Source organism: Actinomadura violacea (assembly GCF_017573465.1).
GTDB classification, from domain to species: Bacteria; Actinomycetota; Actinomycetes; order Streptosporangiales; family Streptosporangiaceae; genus Spirillospora; species Spirillospora violacea.
On the sequence record NZ_JAGEPF010000007.1, the window covers coordinates 213,911 to 238,583 of the forward strand.

Genomic DNA, 24,673 nt, shown 5'->3' on the forward strand with positions numbered 1-24,673 from the left:
CGAGATGGCTTGTCTGCTGCGAGGAGCGCTGCGGGGCGCCGCCGCCGGTGCGGCGGGCACGACCGCGCTCAACGGCGTCACCTACCTGGACATGGCGCTGCGCGGCCGTCCGGGGAGCGACACGCCGGAGGAGACGGTGCGCGCCCTGTCGGACAGGACCGGCATCAAGGTGCCGGGCGAGGGCGAACGGCACGAGAACCGCATCTCCGGCCTCGGCCCGCTGACCGGCCTCGCGGCCGGCATCGGCACCGGCACGCTGCTCGGGATCATCGCCGCCGCGGGCTGGCGGCCGGGCAAGGCCGCCACCGCGATGCTGGCCGCCGCCGGGGCCATGGTGGGCAGCAGCGGCCCGATGGCCGCGCTGGGCGTCACCGACCCGCGCGAATGGCCGGTGTCGTCCTGGATCAGCGACCTGGTCCCGCACGCCGCGTACGGCGCGGTCACCGCCACGGTCCTGCACGGCCTCGACCGCTGACCCGTCCTCGGACGGGCGGGCCCGCTCGGGCCCGGACCTGGAAGGGGCCCCGCACATGCGAGCAGAAGCGGTCGGCGTGCAGGAGCCGGGACTGACGGTCGGCGTGGAGGAGGAGTTCCTGCTCGCCGACGCCGCGACCGGGGAGACGGCGGCCCGTGCGGACGCCGTCCTCGCGCATGTGCGGAACCTGCCTCAGCGGCGCTCCGGCGCGCAGTTCCACACCGAACTTCTCGGTACGCAGGTGGAGGCCGCGTCCGCTGTCTGCACGGATCTGGCGGCACTGGGCCGAAGGCTCGCCGCTGCCCGCGATGAACTCGCCGTGTGCGCGCGGCGCGAGGACGCGCTGCTGGTCTCATCGGGAACCGCGCCGCTGCCCGGCCCCTTGCCGCCGACCTCCGAAGGTGAGCGGTTCGCCCGGATCCAGGATCTGTACGCGGGCGTGGTGCGCGACTACGAGGTGTCCGGCTGCCACGTGCACGTCGGCGTCCCCGATCGCGATACCGCGGTCGCCGTCGTCAACCACCTGCGGCCCTGGCTCCCGACGCTGCTGGCGGTGTCGGTGAACTCGCCGTACGCGCGCGGCGCCGACACCGGCTACGCGAGCTGGCGGATGATCCAGCAGGCCCGCTTCCCCGGGGCCGGGCTGCCGCCCTGGTTCCCGTCCGCCGCCGCCCACGACCGGGAGACGGCCCGCCTCGCCGAATGCGGAGTCGTCGTGGACGCCGCCATGTCGTTCTGGCTGGCGCGGCCCTCGCCGCACCTCCCGACGGTGGAGGTCCGCGCGGCCGACGCCGTCCCGACCCCGGACGAGGCGGTGCTCCAGGCCGCCCTCACCAGGGGTCTGGTGCGGACCGCGCTGGCAGAGCTCGCGGCCGGACGGACCGCACCGCACGCACCGGACGCCCAGGTCGGCGCCGCCGCCGTCTGGGCCGCGGCGCGCCACGGGCTGTCGGGCCAAGGCGTCCACCCGGTTCTGGAGCGGCGCGTCCCGGCGGCGCAGCTGGCGTCCGAACTCCTCGATCATGTCGCGCCGGCCCTGGAGGAGACCGGTGACCTGGGCCGGACCCGGACGCTGCTCGGCCGCGTCCTGCACGAGGGGACGGGCGCCGACCACCAGCGCCGGGCGGCGGCCGGAGGCATGCGCGGGCTGATCGACGCGCTGGCCCGCCGCACGTCCCGCCGAGCGGACCGGGACCCCGGCGGCATGGACGGGATCGGAGCGGGTACCGCAGGCTCGGCGCCGGAGACGGCCCGGTGACCGCCGAGGGAGGGGACATGACGACCGTCGCCACGAGCCCGCCCCGGACCGGCGGGCGGCCGCCGCTGCCCGCCCCGCGCGGGCCGCTGTCGGAGGCGGTGCTGGCCGCGCTCGCGCGCCTCGCGCCCGCGGACCCGGCGCCGATGCTGGACGCCGCCCGCACCGAGGTCCGCCGCGACGGTGCCGACCCGTTCGGTGATGACCTGCACCTGGCCTTGTACGTCTGCTACGAGCTGCACTATCGCGGTTTCGGCGGCGTCGACGACGGCTGGGAATGGGCACCGGGACTGCTGGCCCTCCGTGGCGCGCTGGAACACCGCTTCCTGGAGGCTCTCCGCGCGGAGACCGCGCCGGGCGACGATGTGGAGGGCGTTCTCGCCGGTGTTCTCGCCGAGCCGGCCGACGCGTACGGCGTCTCCCACTACCTGCGCGACGAGGGGGAGGGGTGGCAGCTGCGCGAGTACGCCGTGCACCGCTCCGCCTACCACCTCAAAGAGGCCGACCCCCACGCCTGGCTGATACCGCGCCTCGACGGGCAAGCGAAGGCCGCGCTGGTCGCGGTGGAGTTCGACGAGTTCGGCGGCGGCCGCGGCGAGGCCATGCACTCCCGGCTGTTCGCCGATCTGATGGACGACCTCGGCCTGGACTCCGCCTACGGCCGCTACCTGGACCTCGTCCCGGCCCGGATGCTCGCCGTCGTCAACATGATGTCGCTGTTCGGCCTGCACCGCTCGCTGCGCGGCGCGATGGCCGGGCACTTCGCCGCCGCCGAGATCACCACCGCGCCCGCCGCGCGCCGGATGGCCGCCGCGCTGGAACGGCTCGGCGCGGGCCCGCGCGGCGTCCGCTTCTACACCGAGCACATCGAGGCCGACGCCGTCCACGAACAGGTGCTCCGGCATGATGTCCTCGGTGACCTGCTGGCCCGGGAGCCCGCCCTCGCCGCCGACGTCGTGTTCGGCGTCCGCGCCACCGAACTGCTGGAGGACCGCTTCGGCGAGCACCTCCTGAAGTCCTGGCGGACGGGCGGTACCTCGCTCCGCCAGGCGCTTCCGCCACCCCCGCACTAGTCGCCCGCGGCCTTCCGGCGGGGTTTGCGGCGGTGGCTGGTGTCGCAGAACGGGTAGCGGCGGCTCCGCCGGCACGCGCACAAGGCGACCATGAACCGGTCGGACGTCACCGTCGTGCCGTCCGGCATCTCGATCTCCACGGGCCCCTCCACCAGAACGGGCCCGTCCGGGTCCAGCCGGACCCGGCGGGGAGCGGGACGGTCAGCCGCGGTCGGCACGGACCACCACCAGTTCCTCGAAACGGCCGAAGACCGGGGCATGCCCGGCGGCCTCCAGCTCCGCGGCACGAGCCCGCAGCACCGGGCCGTGCGGCTGCGTACGCCGCGCCGCGACCGACGCCGCCATCCCCTGTGCCCGCAGCGCGTCCAGCGTCGCCTGGACCCCGGACACGGCCGACTGCACGATCAGCAGCGTGCCGCCCCGGCGGAGCTGGCGGGGCGCCCGCTCGCAGATCCGGTCGAGCAGGGCCCGGCCGTCCGGGCCGCCGTTCCACCAGCGTCCGGCGCGTCCCGGCGGCGCGGACCCGCTCGGCACGTACGGAGGGTTCGCCACGATCATGTCGAACCACTGGCCGGCCACCGGCCCGAACAGGTCGCCCCGCAGGACCCTGATCGGCAGCCGGTTCAACCGGGCGTTGGCCCGGGCGGCCAGCACGGCCCGCGCGGACACGTCCACCGCCGTCACCCGGCGCGCCCCGGCCCGGGCGGCGGCGAGCGCGAGCGCACCGGTCCCGGTGCACACGTCCAGCACGCACGCCCCTTTCAGCAGCGGAGCCTTCCGCAGGACCTCCGTCAGCAGAAAGGTGTCCCCCTGGGGCGCGTACACCCCCGGCGGCCTCACGAGCCTCATTCCCCCCGGCTACCCCCCACCTCGGCACCAAACATGCACGCACCGGTGCTGAACCCTGAAAAAGCATGAAAATGGCGAGCGCGAATGGCTCTGAGCTGGGCCGACGAGCCGAATTCCGCCTTCGTTGACCCGGCTGCCTGAACGGCTGTTTGTGCAGGTCAGAGCGATATGTGAACAACCTGTTCGCGTTTGCAGCGACGAGATGGGCGAGCCGGGGATGGGGCGTCGGGAAAGAGCCCGACCAGGAAGGGGACGCCCGTGACCATTCTGATGACCGGCGCGACAGGGCAGGTCGGGCGGCGCGTCGTGGCGCGCCTCGACCGGGCGGGGGCGCCGGTGCGTGGCGCGGAGTGGACGCACGTCAGGCCGGGCGAGTTCATGCTGAACATGCTGTGGCTGTGGGGGCCTTCGATCCGCGCCGAGGGGATCGTGCGCGACCCGGCCCCCGACGCGACGGCCCGGAGTTCCTCACCCGCCGGGAGCAGGCCGCGCTCATCGGCGCCGCGCGGCCGCGAGGTCCGGTTCGAGCGGGTCGCGCCCGAGCGGGCACGGGAGATCTACCGGGCGCAGGGCGGGTTCGCGGCGGCGAACGCCGACTTCCCGCTGGGGTTCGAGGACTACTCTGGCGCGCCGGCGGACCCCGCCGCTCACGAACGGACGGACCTGTCGGCCAACGGCCCTCTTCCCACGGCGCGGCAGGTGACCGGACACCCCGCCCGCACGTTCGCCCAGTGGGCCCGCGACCACGCGGCCGACTTCCGGGCCTGACGGCGGCTCCGGCGGTTTGCCGCCCTGTTCCGGGCATGCCATCATCCGCCGATGACGCCGCTCAGGTTGATCGAAACCCGTCCCGGATCGTTCTCGCTGCTGCTCGACGCGGGGACGACCCAGGTGGACGGGCTCGTCGAGGAGCTCGGCCACGAGCCGAACGGCTACTTCTGGGAAGGGGCCGCGCGGTTCCTGGTGAGCACGGAGGCGCAGGGCCTTGACGGGCGCTTCTCGTACGACCCCGAAGGCGGCATGTTCTGCGCCTATGGCCAGGATCGTGCCGCGCTGGAGGAGCTGGGTGCGCTGCTGGCCGCCGTCGCCGCCGACGGCGATCGGATGCGGAAGCTCGTTACTTCGGCCGAGGCCGCCGGCTTCGACTTCGACGACTGACGCCTAGCCGCCCCGGAGACGGGCGCTGATCGACCGCACTGGGGGAGCCGGGATGAGCGGTGTGATCCGACCTGACGAGCCTGAAGCGCCCGCCGATGCCGCGGCGTTGCGCGCGCGGCTCGCGCACGTCTACTGGGTCGGCGGCGGGACGGGGGCGGGGAAGTCGACCATCGCCCGCCGCCTCGCGGCGCGGCATGGCCTGCGGCTCTACGCGACCGACGACGTGATGGGGGAGCACTCCGGCCGGACCACGCCCGCCGAGAGCCCGTTCCTCAGCGAGTTCATGGCGATGGACATGGACGAGCGGTGGGTGAACAGGTCACCGGAGACGATGCTCGAGACGTTCCACTGGTTCCGCGGTGAGGGCTTCGGGCTGATCGTCGACGACCTGCTCCGCCTTCCGAAGAATCCCGGCGTGATCGTCGAGGGCTTCCGGCTGCTGCCGCACCTGGTCAAGCCGCTGCTCGCCGTTCCCGGCCGGGCGGTCTGGCTCCTTCCGACGCCCGGTTTCCGCCGGGCCGCGCTCGACGGCCGGGGCTCGACGTGGACCATCGCCCGCAAGACCCGCGATCCGGAGCGGGCGCTGCGCAACCTGCTCGAACGCGACCGCATGTTCACCGAACGCCTCGCCGTCGAGACGGAGTCCCTCGGCCTCCACGGCATCGAGGTCGGCACCGCCATGACAGAGGACGATCTGGCCGGCCGCGTGACCGCGGCGTTCGGCCTGTGATCCGGCGGCCCCGCGCCGGACGGCCCGTGCCCGGCTTGTGCTGCGGACCGCTCCGGCCCGTCGCTATGATCTTGCGGCGATCGGACGTTGGAGGGGCGCGTGCCAAGGTGGAAGTCCCTGCTGCCGACCGATCCGGCGTCGGTGGGGCCGTACCGGCTCGCGGGCCGGCTCGGGACGGGCGGTCAGGGCACGGTCTACCTCGGTGAGTCGGCGGACGGCCGGCGCGTCGCGGTCAAGCTGCTCCATCCGCACCTGATCGTCGAGGAGCGGGCGCGGGCCCGGTTCCTCGGCGAGGTCGAGATCGCCGAGCGGGTCGCCCCGTTCTGCACCGCGCAGGTGCTCGGCAGCGGCGTCCTGAACGAGCAGCCGTACATCGTCAGCGAGTTCGTGGACGGGCCGTCGCTGCACGAGTCCGTCCGCGAGGCCGGCCCGCGCGCGGGCGCGGCGCTGGAGCGGCTGGCGCTCAACACGGCGACGGCGCTGGCGGCGATCCACCAGGCGGGCGTCGTGCACCGCGACTTCAAGCCGGGCAACGTCCTGCTCGGCCCGGACGGCCCGGTCGTGATCGACTTCGGCATCGCCCGGGCGCTGGACCTCAGCCGGTCGATCACGACGAGCCAGGCCGTGGGGAGCCCCGGGTACATGGCGCCCGAGCAGATCGAGGGCGAGGGCGTCGGGCCGGCGGCCGACATGTTCGCCTGGGCGGCGACCATGGTCTTCGCCGCCACCGCCGCGCGGGCCTTCCGCGGCGACACCATCCCGGCGGTGATGCGGTCGATCCTGCACGACGAGCCCGACCTCGGCGCGCTGGACGGGCGGCTCGGCGGCATCGTCCGCGCCTGCCTGGACAAGGACCCCGCCGGACGTCCCACGGCGGCCGAGGTCGGCGACGGGCTGCGCGCTCTGCCGACCACCGCCTGGCTGCCCGCGGACGCCTCGCCGACCCGACCGGACCCCGCACCCGCTCCACCTGCGGCGGACGCCAAGCCGGCGAGGAGGCGGGCACGCCGCCTGCCGCTCCTGATCGGCGCCGCGGTGATCGCGCTGGTGGCGGTCCTCGGCGTCACCTACACGCTTCTTCCTTCGGACGAAGGGGGAACTGGCCCGGATGCGTCGGGCGAGTCGAGGCCCGGCACGTCCGCCGGTGGCGTCCCGGGTTCGCCCGGCCCGGCCGGCGGCCGCCACGCCGGCTCCCCGCCGACCGCGACCGCGACGACGCCGGCGGGTACGGGGCGGCCTGCACCGCAGCGCAGGAGCGGTTCACCGGGCCCGGCCACGAAACCCTCGACGCCGAAGAAGGCGCCGTCGTCACCGCAGCGGCATTCCTCGGCGCCGAGAACGCTCGGAACCGTTTCGGGCAGTGACATGAACCGCTACTGCCAGTCCCGCGGCTTCAGCGGCAGCGGCGGCACCGAGGGCGGCTACTGGTGCTACGGCCCGGGCGGGACGCCCATCACCACGGCGGACGTCTGCCGCTGGAAATACCCCGGCCATTCCAACGTGACCGCGGACGGAAGCACCTGCAAAGGCCAGTAGGCCCGCTCACCAGCCGCGGAGCACGATCGACTCCGCGACGCCGCCCGCAGGCGCGGCGCCGTGTGCTTCCGGCGGGGGCGGTGGATCTGAGATCTTTGATCCATGTATCCCGGTTCTGCGCTTGGTGAGTTCCTGAGGTCCCGCCGTGCCCGGCTCAGGCCCGAGGAGGTGGGGCTCAATCCCGGCGTGAAGCACCGGCGGGTGTCCGGGCTGCGCCGGGAGGAGCTGGCGCCGCTCGCCGGGGTCAGCGTGGGGTACTACACGCGGCTGGAGCAGGGGCAGAGCCCGAACGTCTCCGACGAGGTCCTCGACTCCATCGCCCGCGTCCTGCGGCTGGACGACGACGAGCTGGCCCATCTGCACCGGCTGGCGCGGGTCGTCCGGGCGCGGGAGCGGGTCAGGCCGGAACGGCTGCGGCCCGGCATCAAGCTGATCGTGGACTCGTTCACCGAGGCGCCCGCCATGGCGGTGGGCCGGCGCGGCGACATCCTCGCCTGGAACCGCCTGGCGCACGCGCTGCTGGCGCCGCACTGGGAGTTCGACGGCGAGGAGAGGCCGAACTTCGTCCGCATCGACTTCCTGGAACTGGACTTCGCGCGCGGCCTCTACGGCGACTGGGAGCAGAAGGCCCGCGACGACATCGCCTACCTGGAGGGCTCGCTCAGCAGGTTCCCCGGCGACGAGGGGCTGACCGCCCTGGTCGAGGAGCTGCTGACGCTCAGCCCGGAGTTCCGCGCCATGTGGACGGAGCACCCGGTGGCCAACTGCGCGTCGATCTCGCGCGACTACCGGCACCCGGACGTGGGCGTCATGACCCTCACCGCCGAGCTGCTGCGCACGCCCGACGACGAGGGGCAGGGCGTCACGGTGTTCCAGGCCGAACCGGGTTCGCCGTCGCACGAACGGCTGCGGCGGCTCGCCGAGCGAGTCGCCGCAGCCGTTCACTGAGCGGGGGCCGGGTCACGCGGCCATGGAGTGCTCGGCGCTCTCCTCGGCGGCGTGCCCGGCGGTCCGGCCGGTGCCCGTCCGGCGGAGGAGGGCGGCGCCGGCGACCGCGCCGAGCAGCGCCACCGCGCCGGCCGTCAGGAAGGCGGCGTGCAGCCCGCCCAGCGTGGCCAGGGCCTTGGTGGTGGACGGGGCGAGCGCCTCGGTCCGGGCGGCGGCGATCGCGGTGAGCCCGGCCACGCCGATCGCGCCGACGAAGGTGGGCATCTGGGCGAGGCTGCCCGCGACGCCCTGGTCGCCCTCGTCCAGGCCGGAAGTGATCGTCGTGATGGCGGCCACCACGGTCAGGACGTGCCCGAAGCCCATCGTGGCGGACGTGGCGAGCAGCAGGACGAGGCCGCCGTGCACGGGCAGGGCCACCATCGCGGCGGTGCCGGCCGCCTGCACGGTCAGCCCGGTGACGATGGTCGCGACCGTCCCGCGGGCGTTGATCAGCCGGGCGGCGAGGGTGCCGGCGGCCAGCGCGGCGACGCCCTCGCCGAGGAAGCCGAGCCCGGTCTGCAGGGGCGTGTAGCCGAGGACGTCCTGCATGTGGATGCTGAGCAGCAGGGTCGCGCCGCCGCACATCCCGAAGGTGACCAGGCCGATGGTCATGCCCCACTTGACGGTCGGGCGGCGCAGCAGCCGCAGCGGGACGAGCGGGGCCGCGTGCCGGGCCTCGACCACCAGGAACGAGCCGAGCAGGACGACCGCGGCGAGCAGTGTCGCGACGGTCGGGGCGCTGCCCCAGCCCGCGTCCCCGCCGGTGGAGATGCCGTAGACCAGGGCGAACAGGCCGGCGCTCGCCAGGATCGCGCCGGGGACGTCGAGCCTGGTGCGGGTCCGTCCGGCGGTCTCGCGGACCACCGTGACCGCGCCGAGCATGACCAGCGAGCCGATCGTGAAAAGGATCAGCATCGTCCAGCGCCAGTTGAGCCCGCTGGTGATGAGCCCGCCGCCGATCGTCCCGATGACGAAGCCGAGCGACAGGAGTGCGCCGTTGACGCCGAGGGCGCGGGTCCGCCGCGGTCCCTCGGGGAACGCGGCGGTCATCAGCGCGAGCGCGGTCGGGCCGATCATGGCGGCCGCGACGCCCTGCCCGGCGCGCGCCGCGACCAGCAGCGCCGGGCTCGGCGCCAGCGCGGCGACCAGGGACATCAGCGTGAAGCCGGTGACGCCTGCCATGAACAGCCGGCGCCGGCCGAGCATGTCGGACGCCCGGCCGAACAGCGGCATCAGCGCGGCCGTCGGCAGCAGGCACGCGGTCGCCACCCACTGCAGCGCCGACGCGCTGGAGAACCCGAGGTCCCGGCCGATCTCCGGCAGCGCGACGGTGATGATCGAGTAGTCCAGGCCGGTCATGAACGTCGCGCCGCACAGCGTGATGAGGATGAGCCAGCCGCGCGTCCCGAGCCGCGCGGCGCTCTTAGCGATCTCTGTCGTCATGTCCATCAGACTGCTGCGCGGCGGAACGGCCGACCAGCACTCCGCTGGGGGTACACCTGCCAGGTGCAGGCTCGCGTGCCCTACGACCGCCGGCGGCGCGGATCCGTTTCCGCGTCCGCGTGTGGCGGCGGCCGGTTCGGGTGATCGAGAAGGTAATGATCACGACGCAGCCGACCGCAGGGGAACCCATGCCGAAGCCCGGACGACCGCAGGCCGCCCTGGCCGCCTGCGCCCTCCTCGCCGCCCCGCCCTACGCCGTGAGCGGCGCGCCGGCGCGGCCGGAGCCCGCCGTCCTCGCGCCGGCGGGGGAGGACGGCGCGTCCGAGCTGGTCAAGGGCTGGCGGATCCAGTCCTCGTCCGTCGCCGGGAGCGACGGCGCGCGGATCTCGCGGCCCGGCTACCGGGCGTCCGGCTGGCTGCCGATCGGCCGCCCCGAGACGCTGATGGCGGGCCTGCTGGAGAACGGCCGGTACCCGAACGTCTTCTTCTCGGACCGGTTGAGGTCGGTGCCCACGGGACAGTTCTCCGTCAACTGGTGGTACCGGGACGAGGTCACCCTGCATCCGCGCCGCGACGGCCACACCTTCCTCACCATGGACGGCGTCTCCGGCACCGCCGACCTGTGGGTCAACGGCACCCGGATCGACGGGCGGTCGCGGCTCCAGGGCTCCTACGCGCGCTTCGAGTACGACGTGACCCGGTACGTGCGCGAGGGCGCCAACGCGATCGCGCTCGACGTCGCGCCGAACAGGGCGAAGACCTACCTCACCGGCAGCCGCCTCGACTGGAACCCGGCCGCGCCGGACCGGGGCACGGGCCTGGAGCGCCCGCCGAAGATCGTCCAGGACGGTCCGGTCTCGCTGCGCGACACCCACGTCGTCCAGCGCAACGCCCGGGACTTCTCCCGCTCCGAGCTCACCGTCAAGGCCCTGCTGCGCAACAACACCGGCGCCGCGCGGCGGGCCGAGTTCTCCGGCGCGGTCCTCCGTGGCGCGACGCGGCTGCCCTTCCGCACGACCGTGACGCTGCCGCCGAACGCCACACGTCCGATCGCGGTCCGCCTCCGGCTCCGCCATCCGGACGTGTGGTGGCCGTACCAGCTCGGCGGCCAGCCGCTCTACCACCTCGCCGCGCGCGTCCGCGCGGCCGGACGGGAGACCGGCCGGTACGCCGAGGACTTCGGGATCCGCACCGTCACCTCGTCGCTGACCCGCGTCGTCCCCGGCCGGACGCACGCCCCGCACGGCTACCGGCGGTTCGCGGTCAACGGCGTGCCGATCGTGATCCGGGGCGGCGGCTGGTCGCCGGACATGTTCCTGCGCTACTCGTCCCGGAACGTCCGCGATCAGCTCGCCTACGTCAAGGACCTCGGCCTGAACGCGCTGCGCTTCGAGGGCAACTTCCCGCCGGACGACATGCTCCGGCAGATGGACCGCGAGGGCGTGCTCGCGATGACGGGCTGGCAGTGCTGCGACCGCTGGGAGGACCCGTACGCCAAGTGGGGCAAGGAACTAAAGGACAGCGCCGCCGTCCAGGCCGCGGCCGTCTCCCGCCGGCTGCGCGACCACCCGAGCGTCTTCACCTTCTTCCAGGGCAGCGACGCGGCGCCGGACGCGTTGAAGGAGCCGGTGTACCTGTCGGCGTTCAAGGCCGCGGACTGGGGCACGCCGCAGGTCGCGTCCGCCGAGTACAAGGCGTCGCCGAGGCTCGGCCCGTCCGGCGCCAAGGAGGGCCCGTACAACTATGTGCCGCCGGTCTACTGGTGGAGCAACGGCCGCGAGACCGCCGGGCGCGACCCGTCGTACACCAACGCCGGAAGCGGCTGGGGCTTCGACACCGAGACGAGCGCGGGCAACACCGTCCCGACACAGGACTCGCTCGACCGCTTCCTGACGCCGCAGGACCAGGCGGCGATATGGGATCCGGCCACCGCTCGCGGGCCGCGCTCCGGCCGCGACCTCTTCCACGTGTATCCGTACAACGACTACACGCGGACCGCGCGCATGGGGCAGTACAACACCCCTCTGTGGCACCGGTACGGGCCGTGGTCCGACATGGCCTCCTACCAGCGGATCGCGCAGATGGGCGGGTACGAGATCGCCCGGGCGCAGTTCGAGGCGTACCTCGGCAACTCCAAGGACCCGGCCAACCCGAGCACCGGCGTCATCTACTGGATGATGAACAAGGCCTGGCCGTCGCTGCAGTGGAACGTCTACGGCCAGGACTTCGACCAGCCCGGCGTGTACTTCGGCGCGAAGAAGGCGGGCGAGCCGGTGCACGTCATGTACGACTACGCCACCCGTGCCGTCAAGGTCGCCAACCTGACCGGGCGGCGCCAGGCCGGGCTGACGGCGCGGGTGCGGCTGATCGACCTCGACGGCGCCGTGAAGCGGACCTCCCGCGTCGCCGTCCCGGCCCTGGCCGCACAGGACGTGCGGACCGTGGCCGCCGCGCGGGCGCCGCAGGGCATCTCCCGCACCTACTTCCTCGAACTCACCCTGTCCCGGCACGGGACGGCGGTGAGCCGCAACGTCTACTGGCTGTCCACGAAACCGGACGTGGTGGACTGGGCGAACACCCTCGGCAAGGGCAGCGGCGCGGCCTTCCGCCCGGACGGGTACGCGGACCTGACCGGTCTGCGCGACCTGCGCAAGGCCGCCGTGCGCGCGTCGGCCACCACCCGCCGCGACGGCGCCGACCTGGTGACCACGGTGACGATCAAGGCGACCGGGACGGCCCCGGCCGTCTTCACCAGGGCGGACGTGCGGCGCGGCGGCCCCGGCGGGCGGCCGCTGCCCGGCGGCGACCAGGTGCTGCCGATCCGCTGGAGCGACAACGACGTCACGCTGTGGCCCGGGCAGTCGCAGACGCTGACCGCCCGCTACCGCGCGTCCGACCTGCGCGGCGCCGTCCCGGTCGTCGGCCTCACCGGCTGGAACCTGCCGCGCCGGACCGTCCCCGCCCCGGCGCGGCGGTGAGACGGCCGGCGCGCCGCGAGGTTCACGGCCCGGCCTCGGCGGCGAGGGCGAGAGCGCCGATGAGCGCGGCGTCGTCGACGAACCGGGCCGTCTCCACCGGCGGCGGGAACGGGACGGCCCGCGCGACCGTCGCGCGGATCACCGGCAGCAGCGAAGGCTCGGCCGCCATGCCGCCGCCGAGGACGACGCGCTCCGGGTCGAGCACGGTCGCGAGGTTGGCCACCGCCATCCCGAGCGTCCCGGCGGTGTCGTCGAGCAGCCCGGCCACCCGCGGGTCGTCGCGCCGGGCGAACAGGCCCTCGGCCGTCACCGCCTCCCCGAGGACGGCCGAGGCGCGGGCGGCGAGGCCGCCGCCCGACGCGTACTCCTCGAGCGGGGCGCGGCCCGCCGCGCACCCGGGTTCACCGGGGCGGCGCAGCAGGTAGCCGATCTCGCCGGCGGCGCCGTGCGCGCCCGGCACGACGCGTCCGCCGACGACGAGCCCGGCGCCGAGCCCGGTGCCGAGGTTCACGTAGACGCCGGTGCCGACGCCCGCGAGCCGGCCCCACCGCGCCTCGGCGGCCGTGGCCGCATTGACGTCGTTGTCGATGCGCACGGGCGCGCCGAGGCCGTCGGAGACCAGGTCCGGCAGCGGCAGGTCCTCCCAGCCGGGGACGTTGGGCGCCAACCGCACCCGCCCGTCCCGGACGACGCCGAACGTCGAGACGCCCACCGCGGTCAGCGCGCCGGGGGTGTCGTTGACGAGGCGGCGCGCCGCGTCCAGGGCCCGGCGCACCACCTCCTTCGCGCCGTCCGCGGCCCGGGTCTCCAGGCGGGCGCGGCGCAGCGGCGCGCCCGCCGCGTCGGCGGTGGCCAGCGCGACCTTCGTCCCGCCGAAGTCGATCCCGAGGATCATGCGGCCTGCGGTTCGGCGCCGCCGGGCTCGGCGAAGTGCTCGCGGACCTCCTTCGGCCCGAACGGCCAGATCCGCTCGACCCGCGCCCACACGAGGTAGGCGACGACGCCCGCCGCGAGCCAGGCCAGCGACAGCAGGATCGGCCTGGTGCCCGCCGACTTGTAGATGTAGATCCAGCCCGCCAGCGCGACCAGGCTCGGCAGCGGGTAGAGCCACATCCGGTACGGGCGGGGCAGGTCCGGCTGCCGGCGGCGCAGCACGGTGAGCGCGACGATCTGCGCCACCGACTGCACCAGCACGAACACCGCGGTCAGCATGCTGATGACGTCGGTGAGGGTGAACAGCGAGCCGACGGCCGTGATGACGCCCATCGCGTACAGCCCGAACGTCGGGAACCTGAGCCGCGGGTGCAGCCGCGCGAACCACGGCAGGAACAGCTTGTCGCGGGCCGCGTTGTAGGGCACCCGGGAGCCGCCGAGCAGGCCGGCGAACACCGACGCGAACGCGGTGACGATGATCCCGACCGTGAAGACCTGCGCCGCGCCCTTGCCCCACGTCCGCTCCAGGACGAGCGAGGCGAACGAGCTGGACTCCTGCGTCTTCTCCCACGGGATGACGCCGAGGATGCCGACCTGGAACAGGAAGTACAGCGCCATGATGCCGAGGATCGAGAAGATGATCGCCCGCGGGATCACCCGGCCCGGCCGCCGGACCTCCGCCCCGAGGTAGGCCGCCGTGTTGTAGCCGAGGTAGTCGTACACCGCGATGACGAGCCCGGCGCCGAGGCCGTGGAAGAACTTCGACCCGGCGTCGTGCGGGTAGGTGAACGCCAGGTCGGAGTGGAAGTGTGTGAACGCGGCGAGGATGACGCCGAGCACCGAGACCAGCATCACGACGAAGAAGACCGTCGTGAGCAGGCCGATGTCGCCGATCCTGCGGTACAGCGCGCCGACGACGAGCGCGACGACCGCGATCGCGAGGACGTGGCCGCCGGTCGACAGGCCGGAGCCGTGCACCAGCGACGGCCACAGGTAGCCCGCGTACTGGACGAGCCCGATCACGCCGGTGGACATGATCAGCGGGATGAACAGCACCGCCGACCAGACGAACAGGAACGGCATCAGCCGGCCGGTGCGGTATTGGAACGCCTCGCGCAGGTAGAGGTAGGTGCCGCCGGCGCCCGGCATGGACGCGCCGAGCTCGGCCCAGACCAGGCCGTCGGCGAGCACGATCAGCGCGCCGACCAGCCAGCCGAACATCGCCTGCGGGCCCTCCATCGTGGAGATCATCGCGGGGATGGTGACGAACGGCCCGATGCCGCACATCTGGGTCATGTTGATGGTGGTGGCCTGGAACACGCCGAGCCGCCGTTCGAACCCCGAGCCCTCGGGAGCGGTCATCGCGGTCTCTCCTTCCTCGTGACCGGACGCCTCACCCCCGCTCGACGTCGCAGCGAATGTAAGGGAGGCTCCCTAACAAATCAATACCCGGGGCGTGCCCCGTGCCGGGATATGTCAGTCTTTACACGTGCCGAGCAGGGAGACCGCCAACACCACGAGCGTGCTGCGGATCATGAACGAGCGGGCCGTGTACGAGCGGATCCGCGTCCTCGGGCCGGTTTCGCGCCCGCAGCTCGCCGCGGCGACCGGCCTGTCCAAGCCCACGATCTCGCTCGCGCTCGCCGACCTGGAACGCGTCGGCCTGGTCAAGGCGATCGGCCAGCGCACGGGCGGCGCCGGACGGGCGGCCCGGCTCTACGGCATCCGGCCCGAGACCGGCTGGGTCATCGGCCTCGACGTCGGCCGGGAGTGGATCCGCGCCGCGCTCGCCGACCTGTCCGGCGAGATCGCGGTGCGCAAGGACGTCCGCTCGGTCGGCGCCGGCGGCACCGCCGGGCCGGCCGCGCTCATCGACAGGATCGGCCGGATCGTCGACGACCTCGCGAAGGCCGCGGACGGCGACGTCACCGGCATCGTGCTCGGCACGCCGGGCGTCCACGACGTGGCGAACCAGCGGCTGCGCCTCGCGCCCAACCTGCCCGGCTGGGACGAGCCGGGCGTCACCGGACGCTTGGCCCGGCGCCTGCCCGCGCCGTACACCATCGAGAACGACATCGACCTGGCCGCGCTGGGGGAGCAGGGCTACGGGCTCGGCGAGGGCGTGCCGCACTTCGCGTTCGTGTCGATCGGCACCGGCATCGGCATGGGGATCGTCCTGAACGGCGAGCTGCACCGCGGCGCCCGCGGCGCCGCCGGGGAGATCGCGTGGCTGCCGTTCGGCGAGGCCGACCCCCGGGAGACCCGCTCGCACGGGATGCTGGAGTCGGTCGCGTCCGGACCCGGCGTCGTCGCCGCCGCGCGGCGGCTCGGCATGCCCGGCGCGGTCACCGCCAAGCGCGTCTTCGACGCCGCCCGCGCCGGCGACCCGCTCGCGGCGGAGGCCGTCGCGCACGAGGCCGGGCACGTCGCCCGCGCCCTGGCCAGCGTCGTCGCGCTCCTCGACCCCGACCTGATCGTGCTCGGCGGCGGCATCGGCGGGCACGGCGCCGACGTGCTCCTCGGCGCCGTCCGCGAACGCCTCGAGACGATGACCCCGCTCGGCGCGCCGCGCGTCGAGGTCTCCGCCCTCGGCGACGACGCCGTCGTCCTCGGCGCCCTGGCCACGGGCCTGCAGACGGCCCGCGACCTCGTCTTCGCCCGCGCCGTCAGCGAATCCTGAACCCGCCGCGACGAGGACACCATGGACGAGAACACCGAGATCGACGCGCTGATCGGCCGAGCCGAGGCCATGCTCGAGGCCGGCGCCGACAAGGAGGCCGAAAGGCTTTTGCGCCGTGCGGCCGATCTGGGCAGTGTCGCGGCCATGCTCACCCTCGGAGTGGTGATCGAGTGCCGGGAGCGGATCGCCGAAGCGATCCACTGGTACCGGCGCGCGGCCGAGAGCGGTGACCGGGACGCGATGGCGGCGCTGGCGCGCGTGTACGACGACGAAGGCAATGAAGCCGAGGCCAGGGAATGGTATTCAAAGGCGGCGGAACTGGGCGCGGTCGAGGCTATGACCGAGTTGGTGTGGGAGGCCGACTACGCGGGAAGGCTCGCCGACGCCGAAAAGTGGTACCGACGTGCGGCGGAAACCGGGGATGTGAACGCTCTGAACAACCTGGCCTTGGTGATCGACAAGCAGGGAAGGCCGGAGGAGGCGGAACTCCTCTGGCGCCGAGGCGCTTCCCAGGGGCACATCACGTCGACCTTCAACCTTGCTGTGCACATGGCCGAGCACGGCACCATCCAAGAGGCGAGATCTCTTTACGAGAAGGCCGCGGCAGTCGGCCATGGGGGCGCCTCCCATAACCTCGGAAGAATTCTCTCGGAAGAAGGGAACCTTCCAGAAGCAAGGCGCCTCCTCGAGTTCGCCGCTTCGCAGGGGAACGTCCGCGCGGAGATCGACTTGATCGAGGTCCTGGAAGGGCTCGGGGAGACCGAGGAGGCCGCGCGGGTCAGATCGAAGGCGCGGTCGTTCCTGGAATCGGAGGCCGAGGACGGACGCGCGGACGCCATGTACGACCTCGCCGTCCTGCTGGAGCAGGCGGGCGAGGCCGAGGAGTCGGACATCCTGTGCGAGCGCGCGGCCGCCCTCGGCTCCCGCGAGGCGAGGGAGTACCTCCGGGGTCAGTGATCGTCGGCCGGTAGGCCGAGTTCGCTCGCCAGGGCTTCCAGCAGGTCTGCCTGCCGTTGCGGGTGGACGTCCAGGAGGTTGGTGGCGATGTGCATCTCGTCGGCGCCGACGTCGGCGGCCCGTTCGAGGTTGCGCAGCGCGGCGTCGACGAAGTCGGCGGTGGCGACGTCGGTGCCGGGCGGTGCGGCGAAGACGCTGACCAGGACGGTCCCGTCGCCTCCGGCGGCGCGGTACCAGCCGACCTGCGTGCGGGTGTCGTCCCAGTTCACGGCGGTCGTGACGAAGCCGTCCCCGATCCGGGCCGCGCGCTCGACGGTGCGCTGCGTGATCGCGCCGAACAGGACCGGGATGCGGTCGCCGTACGGCTTCGGGCCGATCTTGGCGGCCGGGATGCTGTAGTGCTCGCCGTGGAACTCGACGGGGTCGGGGCCCCAGCAGGCGCGCATCGCGGCGACGTGCTCGGCGAAGCCGGCGCCGCGGCGCCCGGCGGGCACTCCGGCGGCGGTGAACTCCTCGGGGATGTAGTACGGGGCGAGGCGGGTGCCGCCGCCCTGCCCGACGCCGGCGACCACCCGGCCCCGGGACAGCTGGTCGAGGGTGGCGAGCCGGCGCGCCACGACGACGGGCGGCTGGAAGATCGTGTTCAGGATGGCGGTGGTCAGCCGGATCCGCCGGGTGTGGGCGGCCGCCCAGGTCAGCACCTCCAGGACGTCCCACGGCGCCGACTCGGGCAGGCCGGCGTCGTTGGTCCAGTGCGGCCCGACGGGGGTGAGGAGCCGGTCGCTGACCGACACGGCGTGGAAGCCGAGCCGTTCGGCCGCCTGCGCGACGGTGACGACGGCGTCGGGTCCGGCGTGCGGGCCGAAGTGCTGGAGGGTGACTCCGAGGCGGGGCAGGTCCATGTGTTCTCCGTTCGTGGTCGCCGGGCGTGCGGAGCCCGGGCGAAGGCGTCCTGTCACGGATAGGTCGGAGCCGCCGCGCCGTTCTTGCGCACCCGCCGAAAAGATCTTTCTGGCGGTCATTCGGGCCGGCGCAGGCCGGCGATGAGGACCCGCACGAGCCGGCGCGCGTCGTAGCGGGGGTCGCTGTCGGCGCCGATGCACAGGTTCCCGACCCCGCGCATGAGCTCGTAGGCCGCGAGGTCCGAGCGGATCTCGCCCGCCGCGGCGGCGGCGTCGAGCAGTCGGGCGCACACGGGCACGAGCCGGTCGAGGAAGTAGGCGTGCAGCGCCTCGAAGCCGGCGTCGTCGGACCGCAGCACGGCGGCGAGCCCGTGCTTGGTGACCAGGAAGTCGACGAACAGGTCGATCCAGCGCCCGAGGGCGGCGTGCGGGGACGGGCCGCTCGCGAGCAGGTCCGGGCCGGCCGCGGCGCAGGCCTCGATCTGGTGCCGGTAGACGGCGATGATGAGGTCCGCCCGCGTCGGGAAGTGCCGGTAGATCGTCGCGGTCCCGACGCCCGCCTCGGCGGCGATGTCGCGCACCGGCGCCTCCACGCCCGCCGCGACGAAGACCGCGGCGGCCGCGTCGAGCAGGGCCTCCTTGTTGCGCCGGGCGTCCGCCCGCTTGGGCCGGGCCGCGCGCCCGGCCGCCCGCTCGCTCTCGCTCACCGCGTCCTCCGCCTCCGATTGCTAAACGGGACAACGTCCCGTATCGTCGAAACGGGACAATGTCCCGTTTGTTCATGATGCCAGAGCAGGCGACCGGACCCGCACCGTCCCCTCATGCCCCACCGAACGAAAGGCTCCGCCATGCCCGAAACGAACGTCGCGACCGCTCCGGTCGTGTCCGTGAAGCCGGTCCTGCTTCCCGCTCCCGGACGCGGAACGGACCTCCAGGTCCGGGTGTCCGCACCCGCGACCGGACGCGACCTGCCGGTCATCGTGTTCTCGCACGGCTTCGGCTGGTCGATGGACGGCTACGCCCCGCTCGCCGACCACTGGGCCGCCGCCGGCTTCGTCGTCGTCCAGCCCACCCACCTGGACTCGCGGACGCTCGGCCTCGCCGCCGACGACCCCCGCACCCCGCTGATCTGGCGCATCCGGGTCGACGACCTGAAGCGCGTCCTCGACGGCCTCGATCTCGTGGAGGCCGCGGTGCCGGGCCTCGCGGGCCGCCTCGACCGGAGCCGCATCGCCGTCGCCGGGCATTCCTGGGGCGCGCAGACGGCGAGCACGCTGCTCGGCGCGCGGGTCCTCGACGCCGCGGGCGTCCCGGGCGAGGACATGTCCGACCCGCGGGTGACGGCGGGCGTGCTGCTGGCCCTGACCGGCCTCGGCGGGGACGACCTGTCCCCGTTCGCGGCCGAGCACTTCCCGTTCATGAACCCCTCGTTCGACGCCATGACCGCGCCGGCCCTGGTGATCGCCGGGGAAGAGGACCGCTCCCCGCTGTCGGTGCGCGGGCCGGACTGGTTCACCGACCCCTACTTCCTGAGCCCGGGGAGCAAGAGCCTGCTGACGCTGTTCGGCGCGGAGCACTCGCTCGGCGGCATCCCCGGCCACGGCGTCGCGGAGACGACCGACGAGAGCCCCGGGCGCGTCGCGCTGATCCAGCGGCTCACCGTGGCGTACCTGCGCAGCGCCCTCTACCCCGGGGACGCCGCCTGGCTCGAGGCGTGCTCCGAGCTGGAAGGCGACCCGGAGCCGCTGGGCAAGATCCAGAGCAGGTGAGCGCTCCCCGCCGCCGGCGGGCTACGGCCCGGTCAGGGCCGGGCCGCGCAGTTCCTTCGGGCAGGACGTGCCCCGAGGCATCTTGTAGGGCGCGGCCAGCCGGTACGTGCCGGCCTTCGGGGCGAGGAGCTCCGTCCACGCCTCGCCCGTGGCGTCCGGAGCGGTCGGCGCCAGGCAGCCGTTGGGGTTCTCGTACTGCGGCGGCCTGCTGCCGTCGTACTCCCGGATCTGCTTGGACGCCTCCGTCTCGAAGGGCGGCTGGAGGCTGTGGCCTTCCCCGTCGACCAGGCCCAGCCAGGGCGAATAGGGGATGCGGATCAGGATCCGGCCCGGTGCGCCGACCTTCAGCGTCATCTCGTTCTGCTCGGCCCGCAGGACGGTCGCGTGCGGCTCGGCGAGCGGCGCCGGGTCGGTGACGGCGTACAGGTGCCAGTTGCTGTCGCTCCAGACCTTCTTCAGATAGGGCAGCCCGCTGCCGACCAGTTCCCGCTCGCGCTCGGCGCCGTCGTCGGGCGCGTCCGCCGGGAGGACCACGTAGTGGACGGCCCAGTGCTTCAGCCAGTCGTGGTAGGTGGCCACGGTGAGCGTGCCGTCGTAGAAGAGGGGGTTGCGCTTGATGTCCGCCTGGCGGTTCCAGCCCCGCGCGAGGTTCACGTAGGGGGCGAGGGCCGAGGCCTCCCGGTGCGAGCGCGCCGGCACGACCTCGACCCGTCCGCGCTCGGCCCCCGCCTTGCGCAGCTCGTGGACGAGGGGGGCGAGGCGGCGGGTCCAGGCCGCGGCGGGATGGGCCCGGACGACGTCCTGCACCGTCTTGATCCCGATCCAGGTCGTGAACCCGAGGAACACCAGCACGATCGCGTACCACTTGCGCGAGCGCGGCTCGGTGAAGGGCAGCGCGGCGATCAGCACGACGCCGGTGAACAGCATCGGGAGCCGGGTGATGTTCGTGCCGATCTGCGAGGTGATCAGCGTGGCGAACAGCACGACCGCCGAGGTCACGACCGACGTGATCCGGACCGTCCGCCATTGCTTCGGGACGAGCAGGATGACGGTGATCCCGAAGACGATCGGCAGGATCGCCGAGCCCAGCGGCATCGGCTGGGTGCCGGAGAAGGGGAAGAGCCAGGCGGACAGCGCGACGACGACGACGGGCGCGACCCCGAGGGCGTACGCGGCCGGGCGGCGCTTCTGCAGGAACAGGGCCGCGGCGACGAGCCCGATGTAGAGCCCGGCGACGGGGGAGCAGGCGGTCGCGAGGCCGGCGAGCGGGCCGGCCGCCGCGGCCTTGGCCCACCGGTTGCCGCGCAGCACGCGGGGGGTGCTGAACACCACCGCGGCGGCGGCGATCGCGAACATCAGCCCGAGCCCGAACGTGACGCGGCCCGAGATCGCGTTGCACAGCAGCGCGACGACGCCCGCGAGCGAGGCCCAGATCGGCTTGCGGACGTGCCCGCTGCGGGTGAGGATCACGGCGAGCAGCGCCGACGAGGCGGTGCCCGCGAGGATCATGGTGGTCCGGACGCCGAGCAGCGACATCACGTACGGCGAGACGGCGCTGTAGGACACCGGGTGCATGCCGCCGTACCAGGCGAGGTTGTACGCCGAGCCGGGGTGGCGGCCCGCGAACTCGGCCCAGGCGTCCTGTGCCGCGAGGTCGCCGCCGCTGCTGGCGAGCGTGGCGAGCCACAGCAGGTGGAGGACCGCGGCGACGGCCGTCACGAGGGTGACCGGGTGGCGCAGGAAGCGGTTCAGCCGGTCCCGGCGCACGCCGGATCGGGCCTTCGCCTCGGGCGGCCGCGGCTCCGGCCGCGCGTCGCCGGGAGGTGTCCGGCCCTCGGCCTGCTCGGTGTCGCCGTCCGGGGGCGTTCCTGGCCCCGGGACGGGATCATGGGCGCGCGGGGCCTGCGCTGCGGTCACTGACGGGACGCTCCATGTCTGTGCTCATGCCCGGTGGGCGAAATAAACCGGCATATGAACACTACGGGGGAAACCTTGGGCACTACATATCGGCACCCGCGCCGCCCGCCCGGTCGAGGGCCGTCCGCCCGGCGTCACGGCCGCTCCGAACCCTCCGTCAGTCGAGGAGAGGCGGCACGGCGGCCTGGAGCCGGACGGCCGCGGCCTCGGCGTCGCGGCGCAGCTCGGACGGGATCAGCTCCAGCAGCTGGTCCGGGCGCAGCGGGAGATCGAGGAGGCTGAGCTTGACCCGGCTGCGGCTGGCGTGCTCGCGCGCCGACAGCCGGACGACCTGGCCGGCCTCGGGCAGCATCGTCGCGGTGAGGCCGTCGCCGTGCCCGAGCTCGGCGGCCGCCGTCCCGTCGATGTCGAGGGTGATCGGCGCGCTGTCCGCCGCGACGGCGAGGCGGATCCGGTCGGCGGCGCCGAGCACGACGGGCCGGCTGATCCCGGACATGGGCGCGACCGGCGTGATGACCACCGCGTTCGAGGACGGCGACACGATCGGGCCGCCGGCGGCGTAGTTGTAGGCGGTGGAGCCGGTCGGCGTCGAGACGACCAGCGCGTCGGCCCGGTAGTAGCCGTACTGCAGGTCGTTGACCGTGAGGTCGAGGGAGACGGCGCCGGTGCGCGACGAGCGTCCGAGGACCATGTCGTTGAACCCGAACCGGGTCGTGAGCCCGACGCGGCCCGCGTCCACCCGCAGGGCGGCGTGCTGCTCGATGGTGAAGTCGCGGTCGGCGAGCCGTGCCAGCGCCGCGGGCAGCTGGGGCGGGTGCACCTCGGCGAGGAAGCCGAGGTTGCCGTGGTTGACGCCGAGGACGGGCACGGGGCGGTCGATCACCAGCCGCATCGCGCCGAGGATCGTGCCGTCGCCGCCGAGGGCGATCAGCCCGTCGACCTCGTCGGCGAACCGGTCGTCCGGGACGACCTCGACGCCGGACGGGACCCGGTGCCGGTCGGCGGGGCGGACCAGCACCCGGGCGGGGCGGCCGCGGGCGGCCGCGACGATCGCCTCGACGGACGGGCCCACCGGCCTGGTCGGATGGAGCACGAGTCCGACCGTCCCCACCTGCGGTTCCGCACCCATGACCTCACCTTACGACCCGCGTTCGCGGGGGTCCCCACCGTCCCGGTCGGTGCGGTAGAGGTGCACCAGGCCGCGGGTCACGGCGGCCGGCCACACCGTCGCGTGCTGCTCGCCGGGGATGACCTCGCTGCGCACGGCGAGGTCCCGGTCGCCGTCCAGCCGGCCGGTGAACGCGGCGAGGTCGGCGACCATGTCGAGGTCCGCCAGCTCCCGGCACAGCTCGTCCGGCATGATCGGCCAGCTGCGGTGCGGGCCGTCCTCGAGTTCGCCGACGGCGAGGTAGACGTCCCCGGCGTCCCGTGCGGCGACGGGCGTCCGGCCGGGGTCGAGCAGCAGGTGGTCGTCCCACCACAGCGACGGGCTCACGGCGAGGAAGCGGCGGAAGCCCTCGGGGCGGCGCAGCAGGGCCCAGCAGGTGAGAAGGCCGCCCAGGGAGAACCCGCCGAGCCCCCGGTCGGCGGGGTCGAGCGGATGGGCGGATTCCAGGTGCGGTGCGATCACGTCGCGGATCAGGTCGACCATCGCGGCGGCGCCGCCCATCCCATAAGTGGTCTTCACATGCAGGTAGCCGGAATCGGTGCTGGTCGGCGTCATGTCCCGCGCGCGCTGGGCGCTCAGCCGGCGGAGGTCGTCGGTGGCGGGCGAGATGCCGACGACGACGATGGGGCGCAACTGCCCCAGCGAATAGGCGAACGTGGTGTGGGCGATCTGCGCGGCGGTGGCGAACGTCAGCAGGCCGTCGAGGAGGTACAGCGCGGGAAACGGGCCGGGACCTGCGGCTTTCCGGAGGTTCGGCGGCGGCGGTGCGACCGTCACATGCCATTGGTCGCCGGGCTCGGTTCCGGTGACCACCGTGTACCGCACCGCGCCCGGTAGTTCCATGCGCTCCGCCGCCCAGGTGATCGTCATGCGGCAAGGATAAAGAGATCGTCACCCGAAGATCAGTAATGCGGAACGGCCGATGTCCGCCAGGGGCAGGGCGTGCTTGCCACCGGTCCAGTATTTGCTTTGACATCTTGTATAGGCGGTAGTCGAAACGTACGTTCGTCGCGTGGGGAATCGTGCGCCGGCCCGGGAGGAGAACGCGCGGCCGAGCCTCCGCGAGGAGCACAAGAGGCTCACGCGCGAGCGGGTCCTCGAAGGCGCCGTGGCCGTGTTCGGCGCGAAGTCCCTCGTCGACGTGACGATGGAGGACATCGCCAGGGCGGCGGGCGTCACCAGGGCGACGGTGTACGCCTACTTCCCCGGCAAGACGGAGATCTTGCAGGCGCTGCTGGCGCGCGTCTACGACCTCGCGGACGAGGTCTACGGCGACCTCGCCGCGCTGCCTCAGTGGACCCGCCGGGACGTCCGGGCCTGGCTGGAGGGCGCCGTGGCGCGCTGGCGGCCGATGGCACCGGTGATCCGGGTGCTGACCGCCGCGGGCGGCACCGCGCTCGGCGACGCCGACCGCGCCCGCGACCGCTCGCTCGCCGTCCACGAGCACTACGTGAACCTGCTGACCGGTGCGCCGAGACGGTGGGACGCGCCGCCGGCGGAGGCCCGGCAACGGGCCCTGATGGCGGTGCTGCAGGTCGAGGCGTTCCTGACGATGTGGCTCGCCGGCGGCTGGCCGGTGGAGGCGGCCGACCCGATCGGCCTGCTCGCCGACGCCGTCTGCCATCTCCTGGCGCCCGCGATGACCGGCCCGGACGACCGAGCGCGATGAACGCGCAGACCACCGTCCCACCGGCACGCGGGCCGCCGCCCGCGCCGCGTCGCGGACGTCCGACCGGCAGCGCCATCCCGCCCACAAGGCTCCCACCCCCGCTGCCCGGGGCCGTGCCGCGCGGAAGCCGTCACCATGCCGCCGCAGCACCGGGGCCGCCCCGCCCCGGCCGGCGCGCACCCGCCAATGGTGAA

The 24,673-nt window shown here is 73.8% G+C and carries 23 protein-coding genes; 13 read left to right on the forward strand and 10 right to left on the reverse strand.

Annotated elements, in window-relative coordinates:
• Positions 1 to 4: 4 nt before the first annotated feature.
• Genes J4709_RS12450 through J4709_RS12460 form a run of 3 tightly spaced genes read left to right on the forward strand, consistent with a single transcriptional unit; the run spans position 5 to position 2,803 of the window.
• The gene (locus J4709_RS12450; protein WP_208240359.1) at positions 5 to 475 is read left to right on the forward strand and encodes a hypothetical protein; all 471 of its coding nucleotides are present in this window, start codon (positions 5 to 7) and stop codon (positions 473 to 475) included.
• Positions 476 to 530: 55 nt separating this feature from the next.
• On the forward strand, positions 531 to 1,733 hold the full coding sequence (locus J4709_RS12455) for a carboxylate-amine ligase (RefSeq protein ID WP_208240361.1): 1,203 nt from the start codon (positions 531 to 533) through the stop codon (positions 1,731 to 1,733).
• A 17-nt stretch (positions 1,734 to 1,750) separates the two neighbouring features.
• Positions 1,751 to 2,803: an iron-containing redox enzyme family protein gene (locus J4709_RS12460; RefSeq protein ID WP_208240363.1), complete on the forward strand. Its 1,053-nt coding sequence runs from the start codon at positions 1,751 to 1,753 to the stop codon at positions 2,801 to 2,803.
• On the opposite strand, the gene J4709_RS12465 is transcribed toward J4709_RS12460, so the two are convergent.
• Positions 2,800 to 3,021 carry a CDGSH iron-sulfur domain-containing protein gene (locus J4709_RS12465; RefSeq protein WP_307801183.1) on the reverse strand — a complete coding sequence of 74 codons (222 nt, stop codon included), beginning with the start codon at positions 3,019 to 3,021 and terminating at the stop codon, positions 2,800 to 2,802. The genes J4709_RS12460 and J4709_RS12465 overlap by 4 nt on opposite strands.
• Positions 3,005 to 3,652, reverse strand: a complete 648-nt coding sequence (locus J4709_RS12470) for a HemK2/MTQ2 family protein methyltransferase (protein WP_208240365.1) — start codon at positions 3,650 to 3,652, stop codon at positions 3,005 to 3,007. The genes J4709_RS12465 and J4709_RS12470 overlap by 17 nt, the downstream gene beginning before the upstream one ends.
• A gap of 258 nt (positions 3,653 to 3,910) precedes the next feature.
• Here J4709_RS12470 and J4709_RS12475 point away from each other — a divergent pair, with 258 nt between their 5' ends.
• From J4709_RS12475 to J4709_RS12495, 5 genes are all read left to right on the forward strand, one after another.
• Complete coding sequence (locus J4709_RS12475; RefSeq protein WP_208240366.1) at positions 3,911 to 4,420, forward strand: Rossmann-fold NAD(P)-binding domain-containing protein; 510 nt, start codon at positions 3,911 to 3,913, stop codon at positions 4,418 to 4,420.
• 51 nt (positions 4,421 to 4,471) lie between these two features.
• Positions 4,472 to 4,810, forward strand: a complete 339-nt coding sequence (locus J4709_RS12480; protein ID WP_208240367.1) for an Imm51 family immunity protein — start codon at positions 4,472 to 4,474, stop codon at positions 4,808 to 4,810.
• 52 nt (positions 4,811 to 4,862) lie between these two features.
• Positions 4,863 to 5,540, forward strand: coding sequence for a hypothetical protein (locus J4709_RS12485; RefSeq protein WP_208240368.1), 678 nt, complete (start codon positions 4,863 to 4,865; stop codon positions 5,538 to 5,540).
• A gap of 99 nt (positions 5,541 to 5,639) precedes the next feature.
• The gene (locus J4709_RS12490; RefSeq protein WP_307801185.1) at positions 5,640 to 7,076 is read left to right on the forward strand and encodes a serine/threonine protein kinase; all 1,437 of its coding nucleotides are present in this window, start codon (positions 5,640 to 5,642) and stop codon (positions 7,074 to 7,076) included.
• Between the two features lie 102 nt (positions 7,077 to 7,178).
• Positions 7,179 to 8,024 (forward strand): helix-turn-helix transcriptional regulator, encoded by an 846-nt coding sequence (locus J4709_RS12495; protein ID WP_208240369.1) that lies wholly within the window; start codon positions 7,179 to 7,181, stop codon positions 8,022 to 8,024.
• Between the two features lie 12 nt (positions 8,025 to 8,036).
• Here J4709_RS12495 and J4709_RS12500 read toward each other — a convergent pair whose 3' ends face one another.
• Positions 8,037 to 9,506, reverse strand: a complete 1,470-nt coding sequence (locus J4709_RS12500) for an MFS transporter (protein ID WP_232383375.1) — start codon at positions 9,504 to 9,506, stop codon at positions 8,037 to 8,039.
• A 188-nt stretch (positions 9,507 to 9,694) separates the two neighbouring features.
• On the opposite strand from J4709_RS12500, the gene J4709_RS12505 reads away from it, so the two are divergent.
• Positions 9,695 to 12,484, forward strand: coding sequence for a glycosyl hydrolase 2 galactose-binding domain-containing protein (locus tag J4709_RS12505; RefSeq protein WP_208240372.1), 2,790 nt, complete (start codon positions 9,695 to 9,697; stop codon positions 12,482 to 12,484).
• A gap of 22 nt (positions 12,485 to 12,506) precedes the next feature.
• On the opposite strand, the gene J4709_RS12510 is transcribed toward J4709_RS12505, so the two are convergent.
• Both J4709_RS12510 and J4709_RS12515 read right to left on the reverse strand, forming a co-directional pair.
• On the reverse strand, positions 12,507 to 13,379 hold the full coding sequence (locus tag J4709_RS12510) for an ROK family protein (protein ID WP_208240374.1): 873 nt from the start codon (positions 13,377 to 13,379) through the stop codon (positions 12,507 to 12,509).
• Positions 13,376 to 14,779: an APC family permease gene (locus J4709_RS12515; protein WP_208240376.1), complete on the reverse strand. Its 1,404-nt coding sequence runs from the start codon at positions 14,777 to 14,779 to the stop codon at positions 13,376 to 13,378. Before J4709_RS12515 ends, J4709_RS12510 begins: the two co-directional genes overlap by 4 nt.
• Positions 14,780 to 14,906: 127 nt before the next feature.
• Here J4709_RS12515 and J4709_RS12520 point away from each other — a divergent pair, with 127 nt between their 5' ends.
• Both J4709_RS12520 and J4709_RS12525 read left to right on the forward strand, forming a co-directional pair.
• Complete coding sequence (locus J4709_RS12520) at positions 14,907 to 16,097, forward strand: ROK family transcriptional regulator (protein ID WP_208240378.1); 1,191 nt, start codon at positions 14,907 to 14,909, stop codon at positions 16,095 to 16,097.
• Between the two features lie 21 nt (positions 16,098 to 16,118).
• A complete protein-coding gene (locus tag J4709_RS12525; RefSeq protein ID WP_208240380.1) occupies positions 16,119 to 17,054 on the forward strand; it encodes an SEL1-like repeat protein in 936 nt (311 codons plus the stop codon).
• Here the strand turns inward: J4709_RS12525 and J4709_RS12530 are convergent.
• Complete coding sequence (locus tag J4709_RS12530; protein WP_208240382.1) at positions 17,048 to 17,956, reverse strand: TIGR03619 family F420-dependent LLM class oxidoreductase; 909 nt, start codon at positions 17,954 to 17,956, stop codon at positions 17,048 to 17,050. The genes J4709_RS12525 and J4709_RS12530 overlap by 7 nt on opposite strands.
• Before the next feature lie 116 nt (positions 17,957 to 18,072).
• A complete protein-coding gene (locus J4709_RS12535; RefSeq protein WP_208240384.1) occupies positions 18,073 to 18,663 on the reverse strand; it encodes a TetR/AcrR family transcriptional regulator in 591 nt (196 codons plus the stop codon).
• A 141-nt stretch (positions 18,664 to 18,804) separates the two neighbouring features.
• Here J4709_RS12535 and J4709_RS12540 point away from each other — a divergent pair, with 141 nt between their 5' ends.
• Entirely contained in the window at positions 18,805 to 19,725 is a 921-nt protein-coding gene (locus J4709_RS12540; protein WP_208240386.1) for an alpha/beta hydrolase family protein, read from the forward strand.
• Between the two features lie 21 nt (positions 19,726 to 19,746).
• Here the strand turns inward: J4709_RS12540 and J4709_RS12545 are convergent, their stop codons facing one another.
• From J4709_RS12545 to J4709_RS12555, 3 genes are all read right to left on the reverse strand, one after another.
• On the reverse strand, positions 19,747 to 21,642 hold the full coding sequence (locus J4709_RS12545; RefSeq protein WP_208240388.1) for a DUF8823 domain-containing protein: 1,896 nt from the start codon (positions 21,640 to 21,642) through the stop codon (positions 19,747 to 19,749).
• Between the two features lie 157 nt (positions 21,643 to 21,799).
• On the reverse strand, positions 21,800 to 22,771 hold the full coding sequence (locus J4709_RS12550) for an NAD(+)/NADH kinase (RefSeq protein WP_208240390.1): 972 nt from the start codon (positions 22,769 to 22,771) through the stop codon (positions 21,800 to 21,802).
• A 9-nt stretch (positions 22,772 to 22,780) separates the two neighbouring features.
• Entirely contained in the window at positions 22,781 to 23,680 is a 900-nt protein-coding gene (locus J4709_RS12555; protein ID WP_208240392.1) for an alpha/beta hydrolase, read from the reverse strand.
• A gap of 142 nt (positions 23,681 to 23,822) precedes the next feature.
• Here J4709_RS12555 and J4709_RS12560 point away from each other — a divergent pair, with 142 nt between their 5' ends.
• Entirely contained in the window at positions 23,823 to 24,479 is a 657-nt protein-coding gene (locus J4709_RS12560) for a TetR/AcrR family transcriptional regulator (RefSeq protein ID WP_208240394.1), read from the forward strand.
• The last annotated feature ends 194 nt before the right edge of the window (positions 24,480 to 24,673 follow it).

Bases quoted from the DNA above. Each gene is read 5' to 3' on its own strand.
- J4709_RS12450 (WP_208240359.1), top strand. From the start codon at position 5: ATGGCTTGTCTGCTGCGAGGAGCGCTGCGGGGCGCCGCCGCCGGTGCG.
- J4709_RS12455 (WP_208240361.1), top strand. From the start codon at position 531: ATGCGAGCAGAAGCGGTCGGCGTGCAGGAGCCGGGACTGACGGTCGGC.
- J4709_RS12460 (WP_208240363.1), top strand. From the start codon at position 1,751: ATGACGACCGTCGCCACGAGCCCGCCCCGGACCGGCGGGCGGCCGCCG.
- J4709_RS12470 (WP_208240365.1), bottom strand. From the start codon at position 3,652: ATGAGGCTCGTGAGGCCGCCGGGGGTGTACGCGCCCCAGGGGGACACC.
- J4709_RS12480 (WP_208240367.1), top strand. From the start codon at position 4,472: ATGACGCCGCTCAGGTTGATCGAAACCCGTCCCGGATCGTTCTCGCTG.
- J4709_RS12485 (WP_208240368.1), top strand. From the start codon at position 4,863: ATGAGCGGTGTGATCCGACCTGACGAGCCTGAAGCGCCCGCCGATGCC.
- J4709_RS12495 (WP_208240369.1), top strand. From the start codon at position 7,179: ATGTATCCCGGTTCTGCGCTTGGTGAGTTCCTGAGGTCCCGCCGTGCC.
- J4709_RS12500 (WP_232383375.1), bottom strand. From the start codon at position 9,506: ATGACGACAGAGATCGCTAAGAGCGCCGCGCGGCTCGGGACGCGCGGC.
- J4709_RS12505 (WP_208240372.1), top strand. From the start codon at position 9,695: ATGCCGAAGCCCGGACGACCGCAGGCCGCCCTGGCCGCCTGCGCCCTC.
- J4709_RS12510 (WP_208240374.1), bottom strand. From the start codon at position 13,379: ATGATCCTCGGGATCGACTTCGGCGGGACGAAGGTCGCGCTGGCCACC.
- J4709_RS12515 (WP_208240376.1), bottom strand. From the start codon at position 14,779: ATGACCGCTCCCGAGGGCTCGGGGTTCGAACGGCGGCTCGGCGTGTTC.
- J4709_RS12525 (WP_208240380.1), top strand. From the start codon at position 16,119: ATGGACGAGAACACCGAGATCGACGCGCTGATCGGCCGAGCCGAGGCC.
- J4709_RS12530 (WP_208240382.1), bottom strand. From the start codon at position 17,956: ATGGACCTGCCCCGCCTCGGAGTCACCCTCCAGCACTTCGGCCCGCAC.
- J4709_RS12540 (WP_208240386.1), top strand. From the start codon at position 18,805: ATGCCCGAAACGAACGTCGCGACCGCTCCGGTCGTGTCCGTGAAGCCG.
- J4709_RS12550 (WP_208240390.1), bottom strand. From the start codon at position 22,771: ATGGGTGCGGAACCGCAGGTGGGGACGGTCGGACTCGTGCTCCATCCG.
- J4709_RS12555 (WP_208240392.1), bottom strand. From the start codon at position 23,680: ATGACGATCACCTGGGCGGCGGAGCGCATGGAACTACCGGGCGCGGTG.